Origin of the sequence: Mesotoga sp. H07.pep.5.3 (assembly GCF_002752615.1) — a bacterium.
GTDB lineage: Bacteria > Thermotogota > Thermotogae > Petrotogales > Kosmotogaceae > Mesotoga > Mesotoga prima.
The window spans coordinates 250,652-276,770 of record NZ_AYTV01000025.1; the positions used below are offsets into that span (position 1 = coordinate 250,652).

27 protein-coding genes and 1 pseudogene are annotated in these 26,119 nt (G+C 45.9%); 19 read left to right on the plus strand and 9 right to left on the minus strand.

Annotated features, from left to right (window positions below; all coding sequences use genetic code 11):
• Positions 1 to 2: 2 nt before the first annotated feature.
• The 11 genes from V513_RS12300 to V513_RS12350 are packed head-to-tail and all read left to right on the plus strand — an operon-like array spanning position 3 to position 10,405.
• Positions 3 to 719: an ABC transporter ATP-binding protein gene (locus V513_RS12300; RefSeq protein WP_099772955.1), complete on the plus strand. Its 717-nt coding sequence runs from the start codon at positions 3 to 5 to the stop codon at positions 717 to 719.
• Position 720: 1 nt separating this feature from the next.
• Positions 721 to 1,986 (plus strand): lactate racemase domain-containing protein, encoded by a 1,266-nt coding sequence (locus V513_RS12305; RefSeq protein WP_099772956.1) that lies wholly within the window; start codon positions 721 to 723, stop codon positions 1,984 to 1,986.
• On the plus strand, positions 1,967 to 3,220 hold the full coding sequence (locus tag V513_RS12310) for a LeuA family protein (RefSeq protein ID WP_099772957.1): 1,254 nt from the start codon (positions 1,967 to 1,969) through the stop codon (positions 3,218 to 3,220). Before V513_RS12305 ends, V513_RS12310 begins: the two co-directional genes overlap by 20 nt.
• A complete protein-coding gene (gene buk, locus V513_RS12315; RefSeq protein WP_099772958.1) occupies positions 3,217 to 4,257 on the plus strand; it encodes a butyrate kinase in 1,041 nt (346 codons plus the stop codon). Before V513_RS12310 ends, buk begins: the two co-directional genes overlap by 4 nt.
• A 10-nt stretch (positions 4,258 to 4,267) precedes the next feature.
• Complete coding sequence (locus V513_RS12320; RefSeq protein WP_099773054.1) at positions 4,268 to 5,170, plus strand: phosphate acyltransferase; 903 nt, start codon at positions 4,268 to 4,270, stop codon at positions 5,168 to 5,170.
• Positions 5,171 to 5,180: 10 nt separating this feature from the next.
• Positions 5,181 to 6,011, plus strand: coding sequence for a sugar phosphate isomerase/epimerase family protein (locus tag V513_RS12325; protein WP_099772959.1), 831 nt, complete (start codon positions 5,181 to 5,183; stop codon positions 6,009 to 6,011).
• Positions 6,008 to 6,733, plus strand: coding sequence for a GntR family transcriptional regulator (locus V513_RS12330; RefSeq protein ID WP_099772960.1), 726 nt, complete (start codon positions 6,008 to 6,010; stop codon positions 6,731 to 6,733). The genes V513_RS12325 and V513_RS12330 overlap by 4 nt, the downstream gene beginning before the upstream one ends.
• A gap of 2 nt (positions 6,734 to 6,735) precedes the next feature.
• Positions 6,736 to 7,035: a UxaA family hydrolase gene (locus V513_RS12335; RefSeq protein WP_099772961.1), complete on the plus strand. Its 300-nt coding sequence runs from the start codon at positions 6,736 to 6,738 to the stop codon at positions 7,033 to 7,035.
• A gap of 9 nt (positions 7,036 to 7,044) precedes the next feature.
• Entirely contained in the window at positions 7,045 to 8,220 is a 1,176-nt protein-coding gene (locus V513_RS12340; RefSeq protein WP_099772962.1) for a UxaA family hydrolase, read from the plus strand.
• The gene (locus V513_RS12345) at positions 8,217 to 9,320 is read left to right on the plus strand and encodes a M20 family metallopeptidase (RefSeq protein ID WP_099772963.1); all 1,104 of its coding nucleotides are present in this window, start codon (positions 8,217 to 8,219) and stop codon (positions 9,318 to 9,320) included. Before V513_RS12340 ends, V513_RS12345 begins: the two co-directional genes overlap by 4 nt.
• A gap of 2 nt (positions 9,321 to 9,322) precedes the next feature.
• On the plus strand, positions 9,323 to 10,405 hold the full coding sequence (locus tag V513_RS12350; RefSeq protein WP_099772964.1) for an Ldh family oxidoreductase: 1,083 nt from the start codon (positions 9,323 to 9,325) through the stop codon (positions 10,403 to 10,405).
• Between the two features lie 26 nt (positions 10,406 to 10,431).
• On the opposite strand, the gene V513_RS12355 is transcribed toward V513_RS12350, so the two are convergent.
• The 9 genes from V513_RS12355 to V513_RS12395 form a co-directional block, all read right to left on the minus strand.
• Positions 10,432 to 10,749: a hypothetical protein gene (locus tag V513_RS12355; RefSeq protein WP_099772965.1), complete on the minus strand. Its 318-nt coding sequence runs from the start codon at positions 10,747 to 10,749 to the stop codon at positions 10,432 to 10,434.
• A gap of 21 nt (positions 10,750 to 10,770) precedes the next feature.
• Positions 10,771 to 11,334, minus strand: coding sequence for a hypothetical protein (locus V513_RS12360; protein ID WP_006487289.1), 564 nt, complete (start codon positions 11,332 to 11,334; stop codon positions 10,771 to 10,773).
• 145 nt (positions 11,335 to 11,479) lie between these two features.
• Positions 11,480 to 11,923 (minus strand): SsrA-binding protein SmpB, encoded by a 444-nt coding sequence (smpB, locus tag V513_RS12365; protein WP_006487288.1) that lies wholly within the window; start codon positions 11,921 to 11,923, stop codon positions 11,480 to 11,482.
• 202 nt (positions 11,924 to 12,125) lie between these two features.
• Complete coding sequence (locus V513_RS12370; RefSeq protein ID WP_099772966.1) at positions 12,126 to 13,238, minus strand: M24 family metallopeptidase; 1,113 nt, start codon at positions 13,236 to 13,238, stop codon at positions 12,126 to 12,128.
• 36 nt (positions 13,239 to 13,274) lie between these two features.
• Positions 13,275 to 13,586: an antibiotic biosynthesis monooxygenase gene (locus V513_RS12375; RefSeq protein WP_099772967.1), complete on the minus strand. Its 312-nt coding sequence runs from the start codon at positions 13,584 to 13,586 to the stop codon at positions 13,275 to 13,277.
• Complete coding sequence (locus V513_RS12380) at positions 13,586 to 14,944, minus strand: 8-oxoguanine deaminase (RefSeq protein ID WP_099772968.1); 1,359 nt, start codon at positions 14,942 to 14,944, stop codon at positions 13,586 to 13,588. Before V513_RS12380 ends, V513_RS12375 begins: the two co-directional genes overlap by 1 nt.
• Before the next feature lie 16 nt (positions 14,945 to 14,960).
• Positions 14,961 to 17,798 carry an AAA family ATPase gene (locus tag V513_RS12385; protein WP_099772969.1) on the minus strand — a complete coding sequence of 946 codons (2,838 nt, stop codon included), beginning with the start codon at positions 17,796 to 17,798 and terminating at the stop codon, positions 14,961 to 14,963.
• Positions 17,795 to 18,961 (minus strand): metallophosphoesterase family protein, encoded by a 1,167-nt coding sequence (locus tag V513_RS12390; RefSeq protein ID WP_099772970.1) that lies wholly within the window; start codon positions 18,959 to 18,961, stop codon positions 17,795 to 17,797. The genes V513_RS12385 and V513_RS12390 overlap by 4 nt, the downstream gene beginning before the upstream one ends.
• A gap of 10 nt (positions 18,962 to 18,971) precedes the next feature.
• Positions 18,972 to 19,397, minus strand: coding sequence for a PPC domain-containing DNA-binding protein (locus V513_RS12395; RefSeq protein ID WP_099772971.1), 426 nt, complete (start codon positions 19,395 to 19,397; stop codon positions 18,972 to 18,974).
• A 163-nt stretch (positions 19,398 to 19,560) separates the two neighbouring features.
• Between V513_RS12395 and V513_RS12400 the strand changes: the two genes are divergently transcribed.
• The 8 genes and pseudogenes from V513_RS12400 to V513_RS12435 all read left to right on the plus strand — a co-directional run bounded on the left by V513_RS12400 (position 19,561) and on the right by V513_RS12435 (position 26,119).
• Complete coding sequence (locus V513_RS12400) at positions 19,561 to 20,127, plus strand: methyltransferase family protein (protein WP_099772972.1); 567 nt, start codon at positions 19,561 to 19,563, stop codon at positions 20,125 to 20,127.
• Between the two features lie 21 nt (positions 20,128 to 20,148).
• Positions 20,149 to 20,565 carry a secondary thiamine-phosphate synthase enzyme YjbQ gene (locus tag V513_RS12405; RefSeq protein WP_099772973.1) on the plus strand — a complete coding sequence of 139 codons (417 nt, stop codon included), beginning with the start codon at positions 20,149 to 20,151 and terminating at the stop codon, positions 20,563 to 20,565.
• A gap of 145 nt (positions 20,566 to 20,710) precedes the next feature.
• Complete coding sequence (locus tag V513_RS12410) at positions 20,711 to 21,085, plus strand: hypothetical protein (protein ID WP_099772974.1); 375 nt, start codon at positions 20,711 to 20,713, stop codon at positions 21,083 to 21,085.
• 249 nt (positions 21,086 to 21,334) lie between these two features.
• Positions 21,335 to 22,114, plus strand: coding sequence for a MetQ/NlpA family ABC transporter substrate-binding protein (locus tag V513_RS12415; protein ID WP_099772975.1), 780 nt, complete (start codon positions 21,335 to 21,337; stop codon positions 22,112 to 22,114).
• Between the two features lie 11 nt (positions 22,115 to 22,125).
• The gene (locus V513_RS12420; protein WP_099772976.1) at positions 22,126 to 23,115 is read left to right on the plus strand and encodes a methionine ABC transporter ATP-binding protein; all 990 of its coding nucleotides are present in this window, start codon (positions 22,126 to 22,128) and stop codon (positions 23,113 to 23,115) included.
• Positions 23,115 to 23,747: a methionine ABC transporter permease gene (locus V513_RS12425; RefSeq protein ID WP_014731959.1), complete on the plus strand. Its 633-nt coding sequence runs from the start codon at positions 23,115 to 23,117 to the stop codon at positions 23,745 to 23,747. The genes V513_RS12420 and V513_RS12425 overlap by 1 nt, the downstream gene beginning before the upstream one ends.
• A 387-nt stretch (positions 23,748 to 24,134) precedes the next feature.
• Positions 24,135 to 24,401, plus strand: a pseudogene (locus tag V513_RS14385) (hypothetical protein); the annotation flags it as partial.
• Between the two features lie 95 nt (positions 24,402 to 24,496).
• Positions 24,497 to 26,119 carry an OPT/YSL family transporter gene (locus tag V513_RS12435; RefSeq protein ID WP_014731958.1) on the plus strand — a complete coding sequence of 541 codons (1,623 nt, stop codon included), beginning with the start codon at positions 24,497 to 24,499 and terminating at the stop codon, positions 26,117 to 26,119.

Genomic DNA, 26,119 nt, shown 5'->3' on the forward strand with positions numbered 1-26,119 from the left:
TTATGACTTTGCTTGAAACGAGAGACCTATCCGTCTCCTATAATGAAGTTCCTGCTCTCAGAAGAGTATCTATTAAGGTGATGAAAGGAGAAGTTGTTTCCGTGCTAGGCCCAAACGGAGCGGGAAAGACAACTCTCTTGAAGAGCATCTCTGGACTGGTCAGTTCTGAACCCGGCAGCAAAATTCTACTGAACGGCGAGGAGATCCAGCATCTTGCGCCCCACAAGATTACTAGACTTGGAGTTATTCACGTTCCGGAAGGAAGACAGGTTTTCGCGGAGCTCTCCGTGCAAGAGAACCTCGAAGTCGCCGCCACCAGAATCGGGCTTTCTAAGGCTCGTCCAAACATTGAGAGAGTTTATGAACTCTTTTCCGAGCTCAAATCTAGAAAGAACCAGATGGCAGGTACTCTTTCCGGAGGTGAGCAGCAAATGCTTGCTATAGGAAGAGCGATCGTGTCCGATCCGGTAATTATGATGATCGACGAACCATCCATGGGTCTCGCGCCGGTAATCGTCAAAAGAATATTCGAGACCCTGAAGAAATTTGTCAAGGATACTGGCCTTACGATGCTGATAGTCGAACAGAACGCAAAGCTTTCACTTCCAATGAGCGACAGAGTCTACATAGTCTCTCAAGGTCAAATAAAACTTGAAGGCTCGGTTGACGAAGTGAAAAGCGACGAGCGAATCCGCGAAATGTACTTTGGTGGCAAGTAAGATGGAGATTTCTTTAGATTACAGAGAAGGGAGAAGAGTCAGGTTGGAAGTGCCCGCGGGTCAAGTAATACTTCCCGCGATTTCCGCTGAGCCGGCTGAAGCCGGAAGCTCCTTGACCGAATCGATTTCAATGTCGATCGGCACTGCTCCACTTATTAGTCTCGCGGAGTCAGCAAAAAGTATCGTGTTTATTGTGGAAGACCACACGAGGCATTCACCCGTACTGGAAACTCTGCACCTTCTAAGAAAACTCTTCGAAAGTCGCGGAATTTCGTGGGACAAAGTTTCTCTCCTTGTCGCTACCGGAACCCACAGGCAGATGAAACCCGAAGAGCTTCAAGAAAAGTTCGGAGTTTTCTCTTCAGATACAAGGATCGTTCAGCATAGAGCCGAAGAGACTGCCAAGATGAAAGATTTCGGGGAGTTTCTTGAGGTACCGATTCAAGTTAATGAAGCTATAGAGGCCGACCTCACAGTTGGAATAGGTTCCATTGTTCCTCACAGATTCTCCGGTTGGTCGGGAGGGGCAAAGATAGTCCTTCCGGGAGTCGCCTCATATGAGAGTGTCTTTAAATCTCACAGAATGGCAATATTGAAAAGCAAGGCAGACGTGGGAGTATTTGAAAACGAATTCAGAGAGCTGATAGACGAAACCGGAAGTCGAGTGGGGCTTGATTTCATTATAAATTTCTACTACGATATTAACGGATCGATTGCCGGGACCGTTGCGGGGAACCACGTGCTAGCCCTCAGAAAAGGGGTAGAGCTCGCGAGAAAGCAGCTTCTTCGGCAGTATCGCGAAAGGACAGATGTTACGGTCATTTCTTCTTTTCCTTCTGTAACTGATTTCTGGCAATGCGGCAAGGCTCTGTACACGTCGGACTTAATAACCAAAGACGGCGGGGATATCGTTATGGTTTCTTCACTTGACGAGGGTTTTGGAGACCATCCCCTTTTCGCGTCTCTCTTGAAACTTGAGGCAAATGAAATTCTAGAGAAACTCGATATGATAACTACCGAAGATCCACTCGCTTATGTAGCGGCTTACGCCGTAAAAAAAGTACTGCAGAAGAAGAAGGTTCACATTGTCAGCGACACAAAGTTTGCTGAGGAATTTGATGAGCTAGGATTACGAGTAAATTCAGATATTCAATCTGTAGTTGACCGATTGATTTGTCCCGGCAAGAGTGTTTCTGTCCTTCAGAACTCACTCGTGCTGCCAGAAATAACTACTGAGGAGGTATATCATGAAACCAAAAGACCTTGAGTACATGAAACTAAACGGGACGCCTTACTTCGACGATTCCCGTTGGGTCTGCCCGCTAAACTACGAAAACAAAATAAGGGGAAAAGACGCAAAAGACAGTATCTACATACACGATGTCACTCTCAGAGACGGTGAACAAACCTGTGGCCTTACATGGAACGAGGATCAGAGGGTAAGAATAGGGATTGCACTTAACGATCTAGGTGTCAAATCCATAGAGGTGGGAATGCCGATTATATCGGATGAGAACAAGAGAGCAATAAGAAGGCTAGTCGATATGAAGCTCGACTCAGAGATTGTTCCCTTTGCAAGGTCTTTGAAAAAGGACATAGATGAGTCTCTTGATTGTGGAGCTACCCGTGTGGTTATTGAGCACGCAGTGAATCCTTATGACAATGAACTCGTGTATGGAGTCTCCCCCGAAAAGCTCGTGGACAGAGTAGTTTCGGCAATACTTTACGCAAAGGAACAGGGCATGAAACCTACTTTCATGGGATGGGATGCGACAAGATCTTCACTCGACTACGTTCTGAAGATATTCACAGAAGTGGCGAAGCAGGCGAAGCCAGAAAGCATGGTCTTCGTAGATAGTTTTGGTGTCGCTTCACCGTTCGCTATCGAGTTCATCTTCACTGAACTGAGAAAGGCTATTCCCGATATTCCCTTTGAATTCCACGTACACAACGAATTTGGTCTTGCAATGGGATCTGTCTTTGCCGCCGTAAGAGCCGGTGTATCGGGTATTCATAGCTCAATAAACGGACTTGGCGAAAGAACCGGAAACGTGGCCACCGAGGAAGTGGCTGCCGGTCTTAAGCTGCTAATGGGCATAGATACCGGTATTGATCTCTCGAAAATCGGCTACACTTCAAGACTGGTTGAGGATATCTCGAAAATTCAGGTCGCAAACAACAAACCCGTCGTAGGCAAACGCCTTTTCTGGGTTGAATCAGGCATTGTAGTCGATGCAATAGACAAGTTGAATGAAGCGGGAATAAATGCAGCAATGACTCCGTACCTGCCTTCGTTGGTCGGTATGGGAGAAATACAGGTCAAACTTGGTGCCTTCAGCGGCCAGGCAAGCATAAAATACTGGCTGAAGAGACTTGGAATAGAGGCAAGTGAAGATCAAATTGAAGAGCTGACGGAAATCGTTCGAAAAGAAGGCCGGATTAGAAACACGGTTCTTGAGATCGATGAATTCAAGAGGATAGTGGGAGACTTCATGAAATGAGCCTGATTCTTGTAATAAATCCGGGGTCCACATCAACCAAGGTTGCGGTCTTCAGGGATACTGAAGAAGTATTCAAAAAGACTATTCCACTTGATGACGACATGCTTGATCTTCCTCTCTTTCCCGATCAGTATACAATAAGGAAGCGACAGATTGTAAAGGAACTTGATTTAAACGGGGTGAGACCTTCCGATTTAGCCGCCGTCGCAGCACGGGGCGGTCGGCTGAAACCTCTCGAGTCAGGCGTATATAGGGTTAATAAAGAGATGGTTGATGATGCCAGGCGCGGACTCCAGGGAATACACCCGGCAAACACAGCAGTAGTCATAGCATCAGAAATGGCCGAGGAGTTTGGAATCCAATCGTTCACCGTTGACCCGATAAGTGTTGATGAACTGGCCGAGTGGGCGAGATACACGGGAATAAACGAAATAAGAAGAAATTCACTTTCGCACGCGCTGAACATGAAGGCTGTTGCGAGAAAAGCAGCGACAAAACTGGGCAAGAGTTATGAAGATGCCAAGCTTATAGTTGCTCATCTTGGAGGTGGATCCTCGGTGAGCGCTCATTCGAATGGGAGGATGGTCGATCTCTATAATAGCGATAAAGAGGGACCCTTTTCTGTGGAAAGAGCCGGCGCATTACCCTCCCATGAACTGGCGGAGTTTGCTCGAGAGAGGGATGACTATCTGGACTACCTAACTCACCGGGGAGGACTATTCTCTCACTACGGAATGCGCGACGTCGAAAGTATAGCAAGAAGGGTAATGAAAGAAGAAATCGACAGCGCCCCTCTAGAAGCATATATCTATAATATCGCCAAGTATTCTTACAGCCTTCTAGCAGTTTTTGATGGATTTCCAGATGCTCTTGCCTTGACAGGCGGCGTGGTGAAATGTGATTACGTAAGGGAGAGGCTTCTTTCCAAACTCAAGGGATTCAGAGTTCTTCTCTTCCCTGGCGAATACGAGATGGAAAGCCTCGCTGAAGGAGTCTATAGAATCATTAACGGATCTGAAGATGCTCTGGATTACTGAGGTGAAAGAGATGATTAGTTCCCTTTCCGTTTTTATGCATAAAGTAAAAGATCTAGACAAAAAAATAAGGATACTCTGCGTTCAACCACATGATAAATCAACCGTTGAAGCATTAAGGTCGGTCGCCGAATCGAACAGCAACATCGAAGTGACTATGTACGGTAGTTTTGAAAAGATAAGCGAGATTACACCAGCAGAATTCTTGAAGGAGGTTGAAATAGTTGAAGGTGAGACGGAAGAGGAAAACGCATCACGAGCGGCAGCCTCGGTAAATGGGGAAACGCAAGCCGTCTTGATGAAGGGAAACATTAATACGGCGGTGTTTCTAAGAACTTTATTCAGGAGCGAAAATGTAAAGACTGCCGGTAGGTTGATAAGCCATATATCCTGTATGGAGATTCCAGACCACCCAAAACTACTCTTCATAACGGATGGAACGGTAAACGTAGCTCCTGATCTGAGAGAAAAAGCTGAGATACTTCGAAACGCGGCAGGTTTTGCGAGATCGATAGGCCTGAAGTGTCCTAAGATTGCAGTGATTGGTATCAACGAGAGAATATCGGTAACTAATAGAGATCTCATTGAAGCGGCCGCACTTTCGAAAATGGCCGAGAGGGGTGAGTTTGGAGAATGTCTTGTGGACGGACCAATGCCTCTCGATACGGCTCTGAAAAAGGAGGCGGCCCTAAATAAAGGGATCCAGTCGGAAGTGGGAGGGGATGCCGATATTCTAGTCTGTTCAAATCTCGAATCGGCGGCAAATCTTATAAAGGGACTTGTCCATCTGGGCAAATCGAGAACTGCTGGTCTTCTTATTGGAACGGGATTTCCAGTCGTTCTCACTTCGAGAAGCGACGACGAATTTGCGAAAATGGCGTCTCTTTCTATGGCAATTGTCAGCGCAGCGGGATGAGGTGAGCTTTATGGCAGTGAGTTTTATGGTAGCCAATGACGATATTCCGGCCGGCGCAAAGGTTACCGGCCTGACGGGGAGGCTTGAAGAAACGATTCCGGCGTTAGTCGAAGCCGGGTTCAGATCCTTTGAACTTATGATTGCCGATCCAGGCAAAGTAGACATTGAGAAGGTCAAACGTCTGGAGAGGGAGCACTCCGCAAAATGCATATTTCTCTGCACCGGGGAAATGGCAGGAACGGCCGGTCTCTATCTGAATCATATCGATATCAATGAGAGAAGAAGAGCTGTCGATTCATTCAAGTCTGCGGCGAGAAAGGCTTATGAACTGGGCGTAGATCTAAATATCGGAAGACTGAGAGGTGTTATATGGTCGGACGGCCTTCAGAAGTCCCTCGACCGGCTGGCCGAGTCTCTTACAGAGATCGATACTTTCTTTAAGAATGAACTCGAAGGGCTTTCAGTTTTAATTGAACCTCTCCGGAAGGTGGTCTGCCCGATTCTGAACAACTGTCAAGAAGCCGCCGATTTCTTCGAGACGAGAGGGCTTAGCAGTTATGGTATTCTCGTCGATTCGGACCATTTTGATGAAGAGGCGGATCCTTTATTTGTGAGCTCGAATATTGGATTAGTGAAACACGTTCACCTTGCCGATTCCAATCACAAACCTCTTGGGCAGGGAACAATAGATTTTCACAAATTCCTTAACTTGTTGACACAATCCGGGTACAGAAGAAACTTCAGTGTAGAGGTCTTCTGCGATGAAGATCAGATTGAAACCCTGAATGAGACCAGAATCTTTTTGAGAGAGTTGTCTCTTCTCAAGGAGGGATCGCTTTGAATAGATCGGCAGACACAAACCATTTTCATGGAATCCAATACCAACTTTACAGATCGATCAGAAACAGCATAGTAGAGCTGGAAATTCCCCCAGGTTCGAGGCTTACGATAGAGCGTCTGAAGAGAATCTACGGAGTTTCTTCAACTCCAGTTAGGGGGGCTCTCCACAGACTAAAGGAAGACGGTTTGGTAGCACCTGGAATTGCAAAGAGTTTCTACGTTAAGGAGATTCTTGAAGAGGATGTGAGGAAGCTTTTCCCAATAAGACTTGTGCTGGAGAAGCTTGCGTTGAGTGAATCGATTTTTCGCATCGATAGGGAAACGATATCTAACCTAATAGTGAGAATGCGGAAACATCTTGCGGAACCGGAAGAAACAAAGAATAACGTCCCATATGACATAGATTATAGGTTGCACAGAGAGATTTTGAGCAACTGCAACAATGAATACCTGATTGAAATGATGTCCAAAATTTCGATTCTTATTACGAGAATGCGTAACGTTATAAAGTACTATCTTCTTGAACAACAGAAGGATTGGATTATCTGCGAAATGGAGGAACACTTCAATATCGCTCAAGGAATTCTCGAGGGAGACCTGGAAAAGGCCTCGAACGCACTGGAAACTCATTTGATACATTCAATGGGTATGATTTGTTCTATTCTAGGATCAAACAACGTTGAATATGCTGCTAGAGGAAGCTTTGTTGAATTGGAGGATTAACGATGAAACAGGCCATCATGCTATCTGTTAATGACAATGTCGCCACGGTGCTTGAGACAGTCGCTAAAGGCGAAGAGATCCAGGTGAAGGGCACCTCTCAAGTGGAAACGATAGTTGCAAAGGAAGAAATTCCTTCCGGACACAAAGTAGCCGTTAGAGACATCAGAAAGAAAGAGAGAATAATCAAATACGACAACAAAATAGGTGTAGCAACTTCAGATATAGCTACTGGCCAGCATGTTCACATCCATAATGTTGCTAGTGAAAGAACCGAGATCAAAGAGGTAGGTGAACGGGTTTAAGCCGAAACCATGGAGACTTTCAAGGGGTACCTAAGAAGTGATGGAAGTACAGGGGTCAGGAACCACGTTTTAGTTCTGCCAAGTGTTCTCTGCTCGGCAAATGTTGCAAGAAGAATTTCGTCCGCAGTTCCCGGATCGGTTGTGGCAAGCCATAACCAAGGCTGCGCACAACTTGGCGACGATTTCAAACAGACCAGAAGGGCATTGATAAATACTGCTCTGAACCCGAACATAGCCGCCGTTCTCGTAGTCGGACTAGGATGTGAGAGAGTCTCTCCTCACGAGCTTAGAGACATAATTCAAGACCATGGCAAACCTGCCGAGCTAATCATGATCCAGGACTATGGAACCGTTGAAGCAATAGAAAGAGGAATAGCGATTGTAAAGGATATGGTGAAGGAAGCTTCAAGAATCGAACGCAAGGAACTCCCACTGTCATCGCTCATACTGGGAATGGAGTGCGGGGGGTCTGACTTCTCATCAGGTCTTTCCGCCAATCCTGTGGTAGGCCAGGTCGCCGACATTTTGGCTGAAAAGAAAGGAAGGGTAATACTATCTGAAACCACTGAACTTGTAGGCGCGGAGCACTTGCTCTTCGAAAGAATGTCTGATGAATCCATGAAGCAGCGGTTCACCAAAATGCTCCAGAGAATGATTGACGAAAGTCTCAAGAATGGTCGTGATGTAGTTGACAAAGAGAACGTTCCTAACAACATCTCTCCCGGAAATGTCAGGGGAGGTTTGACTACTCTCGAAGAAAAGTCTCTCGGAGCCATGATAAAGGGAGGTAAAGTCCCCATTGTTGATGTAAAAGAGTATGGTGAGACAGTTGATGCTGAACCCGGTCTTTATCTTATGGACACTCCAGGATATGACGTTGAATCCGTTACTGGTATGGTGGCGGGCGGAGCAACAGTCGTGCTCTTCACAACAGGGCAGGGGACCCCTACCGGCCACGCGATAGCCCCGGTCATAAAGATTACTGGAAACCGTCAGACCGCAAAAAAGATGAGTGACAATATCGACTTCGACTGCAGCGCGATCATCTATGGGGAGGAGACTCTGGAAGAGAGCGGAAGGAAGTTGTTCGATCTTGTATTAAGGATTGCAAACGGTGAACTGACAAAAGCAGAGGTTCAGGGACAGGACGATTACTCGATCTGGAATGTGGGAATCAAATTATGAAATTGAGCGATAAGGAACTTGAAAAGCTTCTGCTAGATCTTTGCAGCACAAATACAACAAATCCTCCTGGCAACGAAGATCGAGCCGTTGAGATTCTCCAGAGAGTGCTTGTCGACAGGGACGTTGATATTGAGATACAGAAAGTCGCAGAGAATCGTTCAAATGTTGTCGCAAGACTTCAAAGAGACCCGGCCTTACCTTACCTTCTCCTGTCAGGTCACATGGACGTAGTCCCGGCTGGATCAAACTGGGACTCGGATCCCTTTAGGCCTAAACTTGTGGACGGTAAGTTGTTTGCCAGGGGCTCGACAGACATGAAGGGTGGATTAAGTGCCCTTACTGTCGCTTTAATAGATCTTTCTGAAGACAGCGATTTCTCTGGGAATGTTGCGCTCGTCGCGACGTGTGATGAAGAAGTCGGCTGCTCCGGGATACGCCATTTTCTCGAGCATCAACCCTTTGACGTTTCAGGCGTAATCATTGGGGAGCCTACCTCCTTGAGACTAGCGACCGGTGAAAAGGGGGCGCTCTGGCTTAAACTGAAATTCAAAGGCAGGTCAGCGCACGGTTCGCAACCGCAAAGCGGAATCAACGCCGTTACGAGGCTTTTCAGTTGCTACACTGAGCTCTCCCATGAACTCGGTAGAATCGAAGGACTTACGGAGAGTTTAAACATGATTCGAGGCGGATCAAAAGAAAATACCGTTCCTGACGAGGCCGAATGTGTTATCGATATTCGTTTTGAAGGGAACACCGATTCTTCAGAAGTTGTCTCTCTGGTGGATCGCGTTCTAAGCAAATACAATCAATCAGAGCGAATCGTATTACTCAGCAGGGAGTCTTTCTGCTCTTCCGGCAATCTCACAGAATCCGTTAAAGAAGTGCTTCAAAAGAAGGCTATGAACGCAGAAGAGCTCACGATGACCTATTTTACTGATGGCGCCTTCACTGCATCGCAGGGGATTGAGACAATAATACTGGGTCCCGGAAGCCCATCGATGGCACACAGATCAAATGAGTATGTTGAACTTGAAGAAGTTCATAAGGCCCGCGCGCTGTATGTAGAAGTAGCAAGGAACTACTTTGAAAGGACAAGATAATTATGGGTAGACCCGTAGCATATGAAAACCTAAGGAAGCTCTGCGAAGAAATCCTTCTTGCCGAGGATTTCGACAGAGAGGGCGCTCATGAAATAGTGGACGTGTTGTTGGAAGCTGATTTACGTGGCATTCCTTCACACGGTGTCGCAAGACTTAGCAGATATATAAAGGAAAGAGATAACGGAAATATCCTGCTCGATTCCAAGCCATCAATAGTACATGATACTCCAGTTTCGGCGACAATTGACGGTAACGGCGGTCCAGGACAATGTGTTTCCAACTACGCGATGGATCTTGCAATAAGAAAAGCGAAAGAATCGATGATTGGTCTTGTTTCAGTTAGAAACTCAAATCACTATGGCATCTCAGCCTATTATTCCGAAAAGGCGCTTTCAGAAAAGATGATAGGAATAGCGATGACCAACAGCTATCCCCTCGTCGTTCCAACTTACGGGAAGGAGGCTGTTCTTGGCACAAATCCCTTTTCAGTAGCAATTCCTGGGGTGAAAAAGGATTTCATACTGGATATGGCTACTAGCGTTGTGACCAGGGGAAAATTGGAGGTTTACGATAGGCTGGAAAGAGATATTCCAAACGGCTGGGCAGTGGATGAAACAGGTAGAAACACAACCTCTCCGAGAAGGGTTCTGAACAACTTCAACAATCGAAACCCCGGAGGCATTCTTCCTTTGGGCGGATCCGAAGAGGATTTTGGTGGTCACAAGGGCTATGGTATGGCTCTTCTTGTCGATCTCCTGTCTGCCGGTCTCTCTATGGGTAAATGGAGTGCCGAAACTTATTCCGGCTCTCAAGCAGGTGTCTCTCACTTCTTCGGATGCTTCAGCCTAGAGCTCTTTGGTGATCGATCTTCCCTTATAGAACATATCGAACACATCGTGGATGGGGTCATTTCAAGCAAGAAGGCCGACGGTCACCACAAAATCTACTACCATGGAGAGAAAGAGGCTATGGCAAGAGAGAGAGCTGTGACTTCGGGCATAGATTTAGATCAGAAGACAAGAGACTCGCTTGTATCACTTGCGAAAAAACACGCTCTATCTATTCCGGTTGAGTTACTGGACTAGAGCGAGATTTCAGAGCTGCTTAAATTCTAGAACACGAATACGAATACTAGCAAGGGTCTGAACGGAAGACGCTTGGCGAGACTGTAAGCAGAGATTATTCCTGCAAAATCGGCTATCAGGTCTCCGTACTCTGCCGTACCTTTCCCGGAAAACCAATCCCAGATTTCTTTTCCCATCCCAAGAGAGGCGGAGAAAACAAAACCGCCTATGTCACCCAAAAAATAACTTGAAAGGCCATAGGCGGAATAACTTACAGAATAATGCAAAAACTTGTCGTAACCCGTTGCCGCTAAACAAACGATAGAAAAAAGTAGAACAAAGACAACCAGAATAAACTTTCTCAAATAAGTATCTTTAGCCCCTGATCAGAACTCGTATAGCACTCCAAGTCCTACTGAGAAGAACTCAGGAAGTGGCCAGTAATCTCCACCCGGGAAATCTCCTTCCTGGCGGGTCTGGTAATCCTTTACCCTATAGCCCCTTGCAAATCCGTTTAAGATAACCTTGTCAGAAATTGGTGTCATAACCTGGAATCCGCCACCGATGGCAAGATGTGGCGCTCCGAGATCGAGAATTCCGATCTCCCAACTCTGTTCTCCAAAGTTGGAATCCTGAACGGAACCCACACTTACAAGCAGCCTCGCCTTGAGATTGAGTGTCTCGAAGATCTGGAAATAAATGTCGGCGTTGAAAAGCCCTATCTTATTGCTTGGATACCTGATTGCAGCCTGAGCACTCAGCATGGCCCCAATCTTATCAGTGAACGGAAGCTGAAGAGAGAGATCAAAGGCACCGGCACCCCATCTCTCGGGCTGATAAACTGGATTAGTGGCATTAATCCCAAAAGCACCACCTATAAGCGCTTTAGGCGTAGAGAAACCCAGTGAGACCGCAAAAAGGAGCAAAGCTACTAAAGCGACTTTCTTCATAAATACACCTCCCCTTAATTATTGCAAAGCTATTGGCGTTATTCGCAGTATAAGACAGATTGATTATACCACAACACTACTGAGGTTCAAAGCCATTATTACTGCTCTATTCGGAAGAAAAAAGACGTACAGAGACCTTCATCCATCACAGATCTGCCTGCTGCCTCATTCTTCTCTCGACATCTCTCTTTGCTATGTCTTCTCTCTTATCGAATAGCCTCTTTCCCTTTGCAAGACAGATTTCGACCTTTGCCTTCCCTTTATCATTGAAGTATATTTTCAAAGGGATAATGGTTAGTCCCTTTTCCTTTGTCTTCTGATCGAGTCTGAGAATTTCCTTTCTGTGCATCAGTAACCTTCTCTTTCTACGCGGTTCATGATTCCAGACATTGCCGTGAGTGTACTGACTAATATTACAGTCAACTAGAAATATCTCGCCGCTTTCGATCTTGCAGTACGCATCAATCAGAGATGCTCCACCGAGACGCAGCGATTTCACTTCGGTTCCTACGAGCTCAATTCCCGCCTCATACGAATCCATAAGGTGATACTGGAAACGCGCCTTCTTATTAGTAACAACCGTCTTCATAAGTACCCCTCCGTTCTTGCTGAACGGAATTTATTTTAGCACGAGGGCCCGACAATTTTAAAAAAGGGATCTTCAGAAGATCCCTTTATATGGTCCACTCTGTTTTTCAAGAGAAAACCATGCCCAGAGAATTCTAACCTCTTTTCCCGTTTCAAATTGAAAGACTTCAAGTCAATTGTGAAAAAAGTTGTCACACTGGAAGTCAAACCTTGTCAACCAAGAGGATCGCCGGTCTTCTCACCGTCGAGCCGTCGAATTCGTACTTCAGTTCCGGCCAGGAACTGGTCTGGGGGAACGAAATGTTGTTATCTCCAAGATCTCCAATCAATACCGTGTCTTCGGACTTAGTTCCCCTTATTGTGGGATTCCATGCGACGGCATTTCCCCTCTTGAGAATAAAATCGCTCTTGAGATTCCCGTGCACTTCTCTCGGCAGATAGCCAGCTACTCCGCCCTGATGATGAAGCTTCCATTCCCCTCCCCTGCCAACGTGTTCGTAGGCCTCCACAAGCTTCTCAAAGACATTGGAAAGACTCTCTCCCGGCTTTGAAGAATCAATTGCAACAGCATCCACAAAACAGTTGCGTTCGTGCTGAAGGCTGATCTCCTCCACAGGCTCGAACATAAACGATCTGCTGGACGAAACAATTAGCCCGCGCCTTCTGGCACAGATGCTCACAAATCCTCTCCTGTCAAGTTTGACGTTTCGAGATAGGTTGTGTCTGTAACTTAGAGAACTGTCCTCGGAAAAGACAAGCGTCAGTATTGGTTCGATATCTCTCTTTGACATAGCTTCATAGAATAGACCTTGAACTTCGAGCTCGGTCATGTTCCTGTTCAAACCCGGAATAATTGAAGAAAAGATATCATCACAATCTCTTCCGAGAGCTCTGTAGGTTTCTATCTCAGAAACACTAAGGACTGTGCGCATTTCTGTTAGGTCAACGTATTCGCTGTCATACCTTCCGGTATCGGAGAGAAGCTTTCCTTTTAGCAGGTTGTCGATTAACCTCTTCTCACCATAAGGCTCAAACCAGTTGTACTCAAGAAATCCAAACTCACCCAGAAGCTCCTCGTGAAATTCGACTTCCTGTATCCTTTGCTTTTCAATATTGTTCGTGATAATGTAAACCCTGTCAAGTGTTACTAGAACCGATGCCTCGCCTTCCGTAGAATTTAGAGTAATATGACTCCTGGCTCCAAAAGTTATCCACGAGAAATTGCAGCACTTGCTTATCAGAAAAGCGCCGGCTCCTCTAATAGATATCTTTTCTCTAAGACCATCAATTCTTCCTCTGAATTCTTCTATCAGCATTGAAACCTCCCTCCCGAACTCAGACTGCAACAGAGATCATTTCCAGTCTCTAAGCTTCTCAGGTTCTATTACTCTTGTTTGAGTTCCCCTGCGTGGTCTCTCCATGTACTCTTCAACTCTTTCCTTCCATCGCTTGTAATGATCTGTCCTCTTGTGATTTGCAGCTGCTTCCTCGGACTCATAGGCTTCATAGAGAAGAAAATGGGATGGATCTGCTTTATCCTGAAGGAAGTCGAATCTCAAATTACCCGGCTCACTTACAGACTTCTTATGATTTTCACGAGTGGCTTCTATGAATTCATCAACAAACTCACTCTTGACTTGAATATCAACTACTGTAACGATCATCAGTACTCCCCTCCAATCAGCTTCGAAGATATCTCGTTGTGTCTCTTTATCAAACCTGGAAGTTCACTATCGATTACCCTTCCGTTCTGGACACGGATCTTCCCATTTACCATGACCATGTTGCTTTTGTGCGGATCACAGAGAACAAGAGATGAAACAGGATCGGAGAGTCCGCCTGCCATAGACAGAGTATCAAGTCTAAAGGCAGCAAGGTCCGCCGATTTTCCAACCTCGACCGATCCTATGAAATCATCCATTCTCAATACCCGGGCTCCTCCAAGAGTCGCGAATTCAAGAACATCTCTGGGAGTGAGAGCATCGGCACCTTTCAAAACCCTTTGAAGCATCAGAGCATTTCTAATTTCGAGAAGCATGTTTCCCGTGTCGTTCGAGGAGCTGCCGTCGACGGCAAGACTTATTCTCATTCCAGCTTCCTTCATCTCTTTCACACGGGCGATTCCCGACCCGAGCCTCATATTGGATGAAGGACAGTGTGCCATTCCGCAGTCGTTTTCAGAGAGTTTTCTAATGTCCTCATCGCTTAGCCATACAAGATGTGCGAACCAGCTGCGCCTGTTCAACCAACCAACCTTCTCCATGAATTCGACAGGTCTCAGCCCCTTTTTCTGTATGCAGAAGTCGTCTTCATCGCGAGTCTCCGCCAGATGCGTATGAAGAAGAACGTCAAATTTCTCGGCCAGCTCTGCAGTTCTGATCATTGATTCCTCTGTAACTGAGAAAGGAGAACAGGGTGCCAGCGCTATCCGGAGCATAGCGTTTTTTCCTCTGTCGTGATACTTCTCTATAAGCCTAACTGAATCTTCAATTATCTCTCTTTCGCTCTGGACGACCGAGTCAGGGGGCAGCCCCCCATCTTTCTTTGAGAGAGACATCGAACCTCTCGTGGGATGAAACCTCACGCCGGTACCAAGTGCCGCCTCTATTTCGCTGTCGATGAACTCATTTCTTCCCTTCGGGTGAAGGTACAACATGTCGGTTGTGGTTGTAACCCCAGACATCATCATTTCGTAAATCGCCACTTTACTGCTCACGTATATCGCTTCATTATCGAGGTTCTTCCACCGCTCATAAAGGAAGACAAGCCAGTCAAACAACTTCGCCGATGCGACTTCCTTCACACTGCGAAAGAGTGACTGATAAAAATGATGATGAGTGTTGACGAAACCCGGCAGAATGATTCTACCGGAAAGGTCTATCTCTATATCCCCAGGAGAAGGGATCCCAGTTCCCACATCTGTTATAACACCGTCCTGGACAACAACAAATGCATCTTTAAGTTCGTCTCTTCTTTCGTTCATGGTCACGAGATAGTCGATGTTTTTCAGTATTGTCTTCAAAGAACGCACCTCCGATTTACTGTGTCTCCAATTCATTAGCGGGGTCGAGCCTTATAACTTTTTGCGCCATCTCAGAAAAGACATCGTCATGAGTAACTATTATAGATTGATCTAGCTCCCCGAATAATTCTCTTAGAGAGTGGGCAAGAAGCTCTTTCCTCTCTCTGTCAAGGTTTGAAGTCGGCTCGTCGAAAACGGCAAATCTTGCTCCGCTTAGGATGCCGGTCATAGCTGCCCGCAAACAGAGTGAGACGAGAACCTGTTCACCCCCCGAAAGATTAGAGAAACTTCTGACGCTTCCACCTTCATATTCAGGTGCTTTGACAGAGACCTCGTAGTCTTCGTTCCATCTTATAGTCTCCTCCATACCGGATATTCTCATGTAGTCTAAAGTAGCCTTCCTTTCGATTGCATCGCGAAAGCCGGCTGTGATTCTCTCTCCCGTGAGATTGAGATTCTCTCTTATCTTTTCCGCAAGTTCGACCTTTTTGCCTATCTTCTCTATCGTTTTTTGCCTTGTTTTCTTCTGTTTTTCGATGTCGGCAAGGTTTCTAAGATCGGTTTTTGCCGACAGGAGATCTCGATCGATGGATACTGTCTCATCTCGTTTCAGATTGTATTTCTCTTCCACAGCTTTCTCTTCAATTCTAAGCTGCTCGAATCGTTCTGAATCGAAGGCCCTCTGGAGGGAGCTATACTCTTTTCTAATCTTTGAAATCGAAAGAGACGTATTTCTGCACTTTTCAAGCGAGCTTTTACAAAGCGAAGCATACTCTTCAAGATAGCCTGCTAGGGTCGCAAACCTGTTGTAGTTCTCATAACCGGTCTTGTTCAAGGCCATTGCTCTTCGCGTTTCTTCGATTCGCGTGTTGAATTCCGGAAGCTTGTCGAGTTCCTTTGCATATTCTTCTAATGAGCTTCTCAAATCAGCTGTCTCAGTCCTGCGGGAGGTAATGGCTTTTTCGGTTTCCTTCTTCTCTTCGTCCAGTATTTTCCTGCCGATAATCAGTTCTTCGATCTGAGAATCGATTCTCTTTATCTGATCGGAAAGCGAAGAGACCTGCTTATTTTGAAGCTCTAGTTCTGTCGAAGCTTCACGGATCTCCTTCTCGATTTCTTCACTCATTTGTTCGACTTCGGCAGGAACACCCGAAATCGATGAAAGCTCTAGAATGAGTTTTTTATGAGTTTTCATCAGTTTGCTCTTCTCTTCTTCAATCCTCGACTTCTCACTTTCTTTTTTCGCTCTTTCTTCAATCGCTTTTAGGGTCAGAGTCTTTTCCCCCAGGAGCTCGTTCAGCCTAGATGGACTATCCCCAACTTTTTTTATCTCTTTCAAAAGCTCTCTTTCGCCTTCTTCAAGTCCTTTAATTAATTCCGCTATGTATCCTCCATAGTCTTCTCTGTTTTCAATGTTACGGCACTTCTCGTTCAACAACGGGCAGATACCTTCGGCAAGGGAACCCTCATACTCCTTCAGTGCCTTTTTTTGCGCAGATTTTGTCGTTTTTGCCTCGTTCAGTCTTTCTAGGACCAGGACTTCCCGATTTGTCTTCTCTATCTCTTCATCTATCTTTTTCAGAAGTAAGTTGAGCTCATCGGCGCTCTCCAAATTTTGGACGCTTGCCCATAGATCCTCAAGCGCATTGATGCGTCTCTCATTTTCTCTATATTGTTCATAGATCACTTTGAAAGCTTTCTTCTTCGAAAGACTGAGTTCGTAAGCCCTTCTCTTGTTTCCCAACTCTAGCTCGGCGGCTTCTTTCTCTCTAATTAGCCCACTGCGTTCCATCTTCTGCTTTTCAAAACGCTCATCAATCTCTCTGAGTCTGTTGTTTTTGTTCGAAAGCGACTCCGTCAATCGGGTGATCTCGATCTCAAATTCTGAGACCTTCCTGCCGATTCTCGAAGATTCTTCAGCCAGACCTTCCAATCTCCTCTTTTCAGTATTGAGGATGTTTTCCTCCCTAAGAAACTTTTCATATAGATCATGGGCCTCCCTTGATTCGTCGACGATTTCCTTCGCCCTCTCAGCTCTCTCTCTTTGTTTCAGATTGTTCTTTAGATTGCCCGAAGCGTCTTTCAGAGAGACAAGTTCTCTTTCAAGGCTGCTTTTTCGAGAGGCGAGTTCTCTGGAGACTTCTTCAAGAACGGTTTTTTCGCTTCTAATCTTTGTAAGAGTATCTCTTAGCGTATCCAGTTCCTTCTTTGTAAGCGAAAGGTCCTTCAAGAGCTGTGCCATCCGTTTCTTAACTTCTTCTTTTCTTTCCAGTTGACTGTCAAGAATGGCAATCTCTCTTCGGAGGAACTCGTCTTCGCTTCTTAAATCGCTCACGTAGCTTCTCATGAAGTCCGTCGATATTTTTCTGTAGAGATCAACCTGGAAGACCCTGTTGAAGTAGTCCCTTCTGACTGCGGGGCTGCCGAGAAATTGGTCGGCTATCTTGTTCTGGAAAGCCACTATAACATTTTCAAAGGTCCTCGAAATGTCACCCTGAAGACCGCAGATGGTCCTTATCTTCTCTATGACGTTTTCCCTTCCTCGAGCTACCAGGAGCTCTCCCTGATAAAGCTCGTGGTTTGATGCATTACCAAAAACCTTTTCAACAACATATTCGAGTCCATCATCTGCAAGAAAGGCTACCTTGATCCTGGCCCTTCTTTCATTCCATCTAACGGCGTCCTCCTGCCTGTCACGCAAACCTCCTCCGAAAAGCGCGAGTCCTATCGCTTCTATGATAGATGACTTACCGGAACCGTTTCTTCCAAGAATCAGGTTTATTCCCTTTTCGAAGGTTCCGGAATACCTGGAATGACTTCGGAAGTTCTCGAGATCGATCGAAGTTATTCTCAAGGCACATCACCGATAATTCTTTCCAGGAAGGAATCGACAGAGTCTTTGAAGAGATCGTATCTCCCTTCTTCTTGAAAGTGTTTCATTTTATCGATTATGGCTACCAGTTCCTCTCCCTTAGCCCCAATCTCCTTCCACTCTTTTGAACTCATTATCACTTCTCTTTCGATGTCTCTCGCGCTCATTGATTTATAGTCGTCCAGAGTTATATCGCGATCAGTTCTCCTGACTTTCACGAATGCCTTGAGGGCCCCGCAAGACTCTATCTCTCTTTCAAGGCTCCCCTGATCAACATTGAAATCGCCGCGTCCCGAAACAGTCACCAAAACTATTGCACCTTGATGAATTTCATGGTTTTCTATGAAATCTGAAAGTCTTTCGTTTTCGTCCACTTGAACCGAGAACTCCTGCCTTTCCCTCCGATGTGAGTCGTGGAAATCGGCTGACTCTTTCTCCGTATCGAAAACGTAGAAGCCTTTTCTATCGTTTTCCCAGACATCCCAGTATTCAAGAGATCCGGGGACAAAGAAGAACGGATCATCCGCAGGAAAAGCGAGCTGCGAATGAAGATGTCCTCCCCCTGCATAGATCACTTTCGATCGAAGGATATTCAGTGCTTCGGGCGTAACTAGCCCTGGAATAAAGCTATCGTTACCGGGCGCAGTGTGGACAAGCACTATGTTGTTTCTTCCACTCAAGATACTCGCGACTTTCGAAATCATTTCCTCTGCCAAAAAGCCCGGGTACCCGAGACCATAGACTTTGAACCCGCTGATCTCAACGTAGGGAAAGAGTATATCGTTATCCCCTTGAACTGGAGAAAGCAATTCAAGGTACGCCGTTTCGTGAAGAAATCTGAGCCAGGATTCGTTAACGTTGAAGCTCTTGTCATGGTTTCCCTCTATCGCCAGAACCCTTATTTCACTCTCTTTAAGTCGGAAGAGAATACTTTGTGTCCGTGCAAGGGTGTCTGGATTTATTTCTCTCTTGTCAAATAGATCACCGGTAATGAAGAAGGCGTCGATTTTGTGAGCTACTGCCCAGTCAACCACAAATTCAAAGGCATCGAAGTAGTCTTCGTATCTTGTATAAGAATAGGGGCTGTTGGGCGAGCCGATGGGCCTTCTCCCCAGATGAATGTCTGAACAGTGGAGGAATCTCAAATCAGCGAGCTCACTTTCTGAATTCCAGCTTTGATGTCTCGCTGCCGGCATCTCTGAAAAGTTTCAGTGTTCCGGTCATGATTGCGAAGAGCTCAGTCGTGTTGCATACGGTCCCACCGAATAGGTGACCTCCAACTGCATTTCTTGAGGGACCGGAAAGCGTTACATGAAGATGCGGAAAGGGTTTACCTCCCTTGAGAGAGACATTACCCGATATGTGGAGAAGTTCATGAGGAACTGTGACAAGTTCCTTCTCGTATTGTTTAGAAACCGAGTTGAACCAACCGATCGTGAAGTCTCTCAACATACCGATTCCGCTAACGATTATAAGCGAATGGAGCCCATTATCGGAAAGTGTCCGAACGAAAGCGTCTATGAAATCCTCTCCATCTTCGAATCGAAAGAGCAGTACACTCTCATCTCTTGCAAAAATCATCAAATCACCACCTATATTACGATTTTACTACATCTTTTTCATCTTACCGAACTCACAATCGATGAACCTCACATGGTCTTCCCCCGAAGGCTTAAAAATGTCTCTCCTTCGTCACTCCCGATGATAGAATTGAAAAGTATTGTTTTCGCCTGGAGGTCCAATTATGTCTGGTCAGTTGCTTTTCTTCATCGTTCTCTTTTTCTGGGTTGGATTCGATATCTATCTCTTCTTCCTTCACAACAGGAAGATCAGCGAGAGACTCCAGGAGAAGCGATCAAAATACATCATGCTTGCCTTTGTTCTTTCGGGCATGTTTGGTGCGATTGCAGTCGATGGCCGTTCGAAGGAGGTCTTTCTCATGACTTTCCTTCCTCATAGATGGATAGGAGTGGGAATGATGATCTTCGCCGTCGTAATCCGTTTCTTCGTAGTGAGACAACTGGGCCCCGCCTTCGCAATTGATGTTGGCGCGCTTCCAGATCAGAAACTGAGAACCGACAGGTTCTACAAGGTCATTCGTCATCCGGCCTATGCAGCCGAGATCGTAGGTTTTCTGGGGCTTTCTCTGGTCTTCAACTATCCGTTGAGTTCAATCCTTGCTTTTGTCCTTCCAACAACCGGAATTCTTTACAGAATCTCCGTAGAGGAGAGGAATCTGAAAATTATATTTGGAGAAGAATACAGAGAGTACTGCAAAAAGACCTGGCGTTTGATTCCCTATCTGTTCTGAACCAATCGGGAGGTGAAAGAATTGAAGTCTTACAGAAAGGAGCTTTTCTTCAACACAAAGATGAGACGAGAGATAATCAATATCACAGACGATGTGGAAGGCGCGCTTTTGGAAAGCGGGATCCGAGAGGGACTTGTGCTGGTAAATGCGATGCATATTACGGCAAGCGTGTTTATAAACGACAATGAGTCGGGACTCCATCAGGATTTCGAAAGGTGGCTCGAAAGACTCGCCCCGGAAAAACCATATTCTCAGTACGAGCACAACGGATTCGAGGATAATGCAGATGCTCATTTGAAGAGAACGGTAATGGGGAGAGAAGTTGTCATAGCAGTAACTGATGGAAAGCTTGACTTTGGGCCATGGGAGCAGGTTTTCTACTACGAGCTAGATGGCAAAAGGCGAAAGAGAGTTCTGATAAAAATAATCGGTGATTAAGAGCTCAGGTTCAACGGTTTTTGGAGGCATTATCAGATAAACAGGCCTAAACAGCTCCAGAGAGCTTCAGTATCTTCTGTTTGGCTTTGCGAGACTCCAGCATGAATGTTATGGTAATAGTAACATTCATATGGAGGTGCTATAGATGAGCATCAGAGAGGCATCACTGGATTCTCGTTCTTTTAAGTTTTTGAACGAAGGTTCGGTCGATGTTACATCTTTTGCAAAGCAAGTGGGGATAAAGCTGCCCGTTGTGATTACTAAGAATCTATGGAATGAAATGGTGAAAACTGACGAGAACGCAAGAATGTATGGCCAGAACGAAGAGAAACGTCTAGAAAGTCTTCTTACAACATTGAAGATGGAGTTACTGAAGGGGAAAGCTAAGGATCTCTCATTCACTTTCTTTATATGCAAGGATCCGAAGACAACCAGTTGCAGGCTTCTGAAAGTCAGTTATAAGGATAAGGATAATGGAGAGCGCTACTTGAAGATTTGTACTGATAACGAGGCTAGTTGATTCGAGAAATATAATGATCTATTTCTTTACAATAACGACTTGCTTTGGAAAGAGTCATTAGGCTATAATCAGCTAAACAATTCATGAGGTTTGAATTATGGAGATAAATCTCGACAGAGGAAAAAACAGAATAGCTATGATGATGTACGGCAACGCCCTTGTTTCTTCGGGTGCTTAGCTGTACCTGAGAAAATAGAAGCGGGGCGTCTCAAGAGAGACGCCCTTTTTTTATATTCAGGAGGGATTTGTATGAAGAAACTGTTTGTGTTACTGGTTCTACTAGGAGTGTTGTTTGCGTTCGGTACGACGAAGATCAGGATAGGTGCTTCACCCGTCCCCCATGCGGAGATCCTTGAGGCTATAAAAGCCGACCTCGCTGAAAAAGGCTTCGATCTCGAGATAGTTGTGTTCAACGACTATGTGCTTCCGAACATTGCCCTTTCAACCGGCGAGCTTGATGCCAATTATTTCCAGCATGTTCCTTACCTTGTGTCCTTCACTTCTCAGAGGGGAATAAAGGGACTGGTTTCTGCCAAGGCTATTCACGTCGAACCGATGGGGTTCTTCTTGAAGAAACCTCTTTCGGAGCTGGCTCCGGGCGACAAGATCGCCCTTCCGAATGATCCAACTAATGAAGGCCGCGCACTTATTCTTCTTCACAACAACGGACTTATAGAGCTAAAAGATCCTACGAAGCTGGAGTCGACAGTTCTTGATATAAAAGAGAATCCAAAGCAGCTAACTTTCGTAGAGATTGAGGCTGGATTCATTCCCAGAGTCTACACAGACGATAAAACGGTTGTCGGAGCCGTTATCAACACGAACTACGCCCTTACTATCAACCTCAACGCAGTTACGGACGCGGAATTCATTGAAGGAGCCGAATCTCCTTATGCAAACATAATAGCCATTCGTGAAGTCGACAAAGACGAAGCGTGGCTGAAGGCACTAATCGACGCCCTGACAACGGAAAAGGTCAGAGACTTCATTAATGAAAAGTACGATGGTGCCGTAGTACCGGTCTTTTGAGGCGCAGTGTTTTGATTCTAAGGGTCGAAAAGCTAAATCTATCTTTTGAAGACAAATCGGGAAAGAGAAAGATCCTCGATGATGTGAGTTTGTCGGTCGAAGAGGAAGAAATAGTGGGAATCGTGGGGTTGTCCGGAGCAGGGAAAACTTCTCTGCTCCGAACCCTCAACCTCCTGCAGCCTGTCGATAGCGGATCGATATTCTTCGACGGTCTTGACATCGTTGGACTCAAAGAGAGCGAAGTGCGAAATGTAAGAAAGAAGATTGGCGTAGTCTTTCAGAGCTTCAATCTTTATCGGTACAGGACTTTATATCAGAACATTGCCTTTCCTCTGAAGATTCAAGGTGTCTCAAAGAAAGAGATAGAAGAGAGAGTAATGAATATAGCTACAGAGCTTGGCCTGGAACACAGACTGAGAGCCTATCCTTCGCAGTTATCTGGGGGCGAACAGCAGAGAGCCGCAATCGCTCGCGCTCTCGTTATGGATCCAAAGATGATTCTTCTCGATGAGCCCACCTCGGCTCTCGATCCAAAGACGACCGGCAGACTTCTAGATCTCGTCGTAAGTCTCAATGAGAAACACGGCATCACTTTTGTCGTTGTTACTCATGATATGGATGTTATCAAGAGAACTTGCGACAGAGTTGCATATCTGCAGAATGGAAAGCTGGACTTCTTCGGACCAACCCATGAGTTCTTCGTCAAGATAGAAAACAATGAAGTGAGTGACTTCGGTAAGCCCCTGGAACTAGAGAAAGGTTTACTTTCGGCTAACAAGAAGATCCTTAGAGTTCTTTTCTGGGGTACACGGACCCATGAACCCGTTCTCTGGAAAATCGCAAAAGAGAACGATGTGATGATAAATATCCTCTACGGAAAGATAGAAGAATTCAAGAACGGTCCCTTTGGAACTCTAATTATCGGTGTCGAGGGCGAGAAACAGGATCTCTTCGTCGAAAAGCTAAGGGAATCCGTATTCTTCCTTGAGGAGGTATGCTGATGCTATCTCAGATTTTTAACGCAACTCTTGAAACTCTTTACATGCTACTTCTCTCGGGATTTCTCGCTACTTTTCTTGGCATTCCCCTCGGGGTGGGATTGTACCTGTGTTCGAGGTCTCGTGGGCTTAAAGGGCTTTACGCTTTGTTAGATCTCTTGGTGAACATTTTTAGATCGATTCCGTTCATTATTCTTGTTTTGCTTTTGATTCCCGTTACTAAACGAGTCATGGGAACGATAATCGGGCCGAACGCAGCAATATTCAATCTGACGATTGCTGCTATCCCATTTATGGCAAGGCTTTCGGAGAATTCCTTCAACGGCGTTCCCTCTGGAATCATCGATTCATCGAACTCGATGGGACTCAATAGATGGCAGATGGTCACAAGGGTTTTGATTCCGGAAACGCTGCCCGATCAAATTGGAAACGTAACCGTACTGCTGATCAATCTCGTCACCTACACGGCAATAGCGGGGGCCGTAGGCGCCGGTGGGCTGGGTCAGCTGGCAATCAACTACGGTTACTACAGGTTTCAGTGGGACGTGGTTCTTTACGCCGTTATCGTTCTCGTGGCAATCAGCCAGCTTCTTCAGTTCACTGGAGGCAAGCTGGCAAAAAGATTACGAAAATAACTCTGGTTCAAATATTTCAGAAGATTTCTAGATTAAAATTGCATCTTTCGTGCTCAGGCCAGGATGTTGTAAACTGGTATCGGGCGAAGAAACTGCTCGAAAACAGAAGTCTACTGAAAAGAGTACAACAATGAAGAGACTACCGATCGACATCGATACGCGAGTCAATTTGATGGAGATTGACCGTCTAGAGTACGATGTTAGCGTATCACGATACAGATACCGGAATTGCCGCCTTCTGTGAAGGAGACTCCTTCCCTGACGAGTTGGCAAACTGTGAAGCTGAAAGAGAAGAGATAACTGAAGACGTCTCGAAATACGCGTGGATGCGAATCGAAGACCCTTATACTTAATTACGACTAGTTTTGTGGCGATAAATCGGAGAAATTTGAGGCCATACCGTGGATAACTTCAAGAGAAAAATACAAACTCATCGAAGGATTCGTTTACACCAGAGCAGAGGACAGCATCCGGGATGAAGCCAGTTACGAGATTTCCGGAGGAGACTTATTTTCGAAATTCCGCATATTTCTCGAACATCACAGCGATCACAAAAACGCTCGGTTTAAATTCCAGAGCGAAATCTTGAGAAGGATTGCGTTTGAGTGGCCAAATTGCTTTGGAATAGATCCGACTGATCGTTCTGGACTGTAACCGCGGTTAGCCGTCATCTATATCGTAAAGAGACTTGATATGAATGGAAGACTTGACCGAGTGTTGCTCATATCGATTTACAGGAGGGACAGAGCGTGAAAAACGGTGGATTGTCGCTGGAAAAGGGTAGTTCAAAACAGCTGACTATTAGAAGCCTTGTAATCGGAGGGTTTGGTTCGGTAGTAATCACGACCAGTTCCATGTATGTCGCCTTGAGGATGGGTGCCCTTCCCTGGCCAACAATATTCGTTGCGGTAATGTCCCTCGCAATATTGAAGGCGCTTGGAAGAACCAATCTGAACGAGATAAACGTTACGCACACCGCAATGTCGTCGGGAGCAATGGTAGCTGGTGGTCTGGCTTTTACGATTCCCGGAATCTGGATCCTTGAAGAGACGTCTGAAGTGGGTTTTCTTTCGTTGTTGATCGTCACCTTATCCGGAACTGTTTTGGGTGTCGTATTCACTTCGCTTATCCGACAGCATTTCGTGGAGAAAGAGAAGCTGCCTTTTCCCATGGGTGTGGCATCATATGAAACGGTCGTTGCCGGTGACGAGGGAGGAAGGAAAGCAAAGTATCTCTTCTCCACAATGGGAATTGCTGCAGTCTTCGTCGCTATAAGAGACGGGTTGGGCTGGATCCCGGCTGCCTGGTCTTCTGCATGGCTCTATTCGAAAAACATCTTCTTCGGCACATGGATCTCGCCCATGGCAGTTGGAATTGGTTATATAATCGGTCCCCTATTTACCGGTGTTTGGTTTCTCGGAGCGGTTCTTAGCTACTTCTTAATTATCCCCGTAGGAGTCGCTCTTGGCTGGTTTGAAGATGTCGCTACTGCCGCTGCGTTCAAAGACAGCCTAGGAATAGGGCTAATGGTTGGAACTGGACTGGGAATTCTTATAAAGGGAATCCTCCCTCGAGCAAAGGAGATATATGGGAAATCGCAGAAGCGTGAAAAGGGAAGGTTAGGAAGGCAACTGATACTCGCTCCTATCTTTTTTGCCGTGGTTGCCGTATTTCTGACAACATTGACGGAAATGACGCTAATTCCATCTCTCCTTACGATTGTTGGAGTTTGGCTTACAACGGCAATGGCCGCTTCGATTACTGGGCAGTCTGGTATCAATCCGATGGAGGTCTTCGGAATAATAATTCTCTTAGGGGTAAAGGTAGTGTCAGATATCGGCACCATTGAGGCCTTCCTCGTCGCCGGAGTTGTCGCAGTGGCTTGCGGACTCGCGGGAGATGTACTCAACGATTTCAAGTCCGGCTACCTCTTGAAAACTGATCCCAAAGCTCAGATTATAGCCGAGACGGTCGGTGGAGTAATCGGTGCAGTTGTGTCGGTTGTTGTCCTGTTTATTATGTTCAGGGCCTATGGTACAATGGGCCCAGGAACGGAGCTTCCCGCACCACAAGCGTATGCCGTTTCCACAATGGTCGGTGGTCTTCCCAATACTCCGGCTTTCTTCTTCGGTCTTATGATTGGAATACTGATTTATCTGATTGGACTCCCCGGGATGACCCTGGGAATTGGAATGTATCTTCCCATGGAGATATCGTCTGCCGCTTTTTTGGGAGGCATGATAAGTCTTATCTCCGTAAAGCTCAATCCGAAGTCGAAAGAGAACGGTCTGGTCATATCGTCTGGTCTTCTTGGAGGAGAAGGGATTACAGGGGTGGTTCTTGCGATTATCAGAGTGCTTACAGGAAGTTGA

Bases quoted from the DNA above. Each gene is read 5' to 3' on its own strand.
- V513_RS12320 (WP_099773054.1), top strand. From the start codon at position 4,268: ATGATTAGTTCCCTTTCCGTTTTTATGCATAAAGTAAAAGATCTAGAC.
- V513_RS12400 (WP_099772972.1), top strand. From the start codon at position 19,561: ATGTCTGGTCAGTTGCTTTTCTTCATCGTTCTCTTTTTCTGGGTTGGA.
- V513_RS12300 (WP_099772955.1), top strand. From the start codon at position 3: ATGACTTTGCTTGAAACGAGAGACCTATCCGTCTCCTATAATGAAGTT.
- V513_RS12335 (WP_099772961.1), top strand. From the start codon at position 6,736: ATGAAACAGGCCATCATGCTATCTGTTAATGACAATGTCGCCACGGTG.
- V513_RS12345 (WP_099772963.1), top strand. From the start codon at position 8,217: ATGAAATTGAGCGATAAGGAACTTGAAAAGCTTCTGCTAGATCTTTGC.
- V513_RS12425 (WP_014731959.1), top strand. From the start codon at position 23,115: ATGCTATCTCAGATTTTTAACGCAACTCTTGAAACTCTTTACATGCTA.
- V513_RS12340 (WP_099772962.1), top strand. From the start codon at position 7,045: ATGGAGACTTTCAAGGGGTACCTAAGAAGTGATGGAAGTACAGGGGTC.
- V513_RS12305 (WP_099772956.1), top strand. From the start codon at position 721: ATGGAGATTTCTTTAGATTACAGAGAAGGGAGAAGAGTCAGGTTGGAA.
- V513_RS12360 (WP_006487289.1), bottom strand. From the start codon at position 11,334: ATGAAGAAAGTCGCTTTAGTAGCTTTGCTCCTTTTTGCGGTCTCACTG.
- buk (WP_099772958.1), top strand. From the start codon at position 3,217: ATGAGCCTGATTCTTGTAATAAATCCGGGGTCCACATCAACCAAGGTT.
- V513_RS12395 (WP_099772971.1), bottom strand. From the start codon at position 19,397: ATGATTTTTGCAAGAGATGAGAGTGTACTGCTCTTTCGATTCGAAGAT.
- V513_RS12370 (WP_099772966.1), bottom strand. From the start codon at position 13,238: ATGCTGATAGAAGAATTCAGAGGAAGAATTGATGGTCTTAGAGAAAAG.
- V513_RS12325 (WP_099772959.1), top strand. From the start codon at position 5,181: ATGGCAGTGAGTTTTATGGTAGCCAATGACGATATTCCGGCCGGCGCA.
- V513_RS12310 (WP_099772957.1), top strand. From the start codon at position 1,967: ATGAAACCAAAAGACCTTGAGTACATGAAACTAAACGGGACGCCTTAC.
- V513_RS12410 (WP_099772974.1), top strand. From the start codon at position 20,711: ATGAGCATCAGAGAGGCATCACTGGATTCTCGTTCTTTTAAGTTTTTG.
- V513_RS12350 (WP_099772964.1), top strand. From the start codon at position 9,323: ATGGGTAGACCCGTAGCATATGAAAACCTAAGGAAGCTCTGCGAAGAA.
- smpB (WP_006487288.1), bottom strand. From the start codon at position 11,923: ATGAAGACGGTTGTTACTAATAAGAAGGCGCGTTTCCAGTATCACCTT.
- V513_RS12415 (WP_099772975.1), top strand. From the start codon at position 21,335: ATGAAGAAACTGTTTGTGTTACTGGTTCTACTAGGAGTGTTGTTTGCG.
- V513_RS12375 (WP_099772967.1), bottom strand. From the start codon at position 13,586: ATGATCGTTACAGTAGTTGATATTCAAGTCAAGAGTGAGTTTGTTGAT.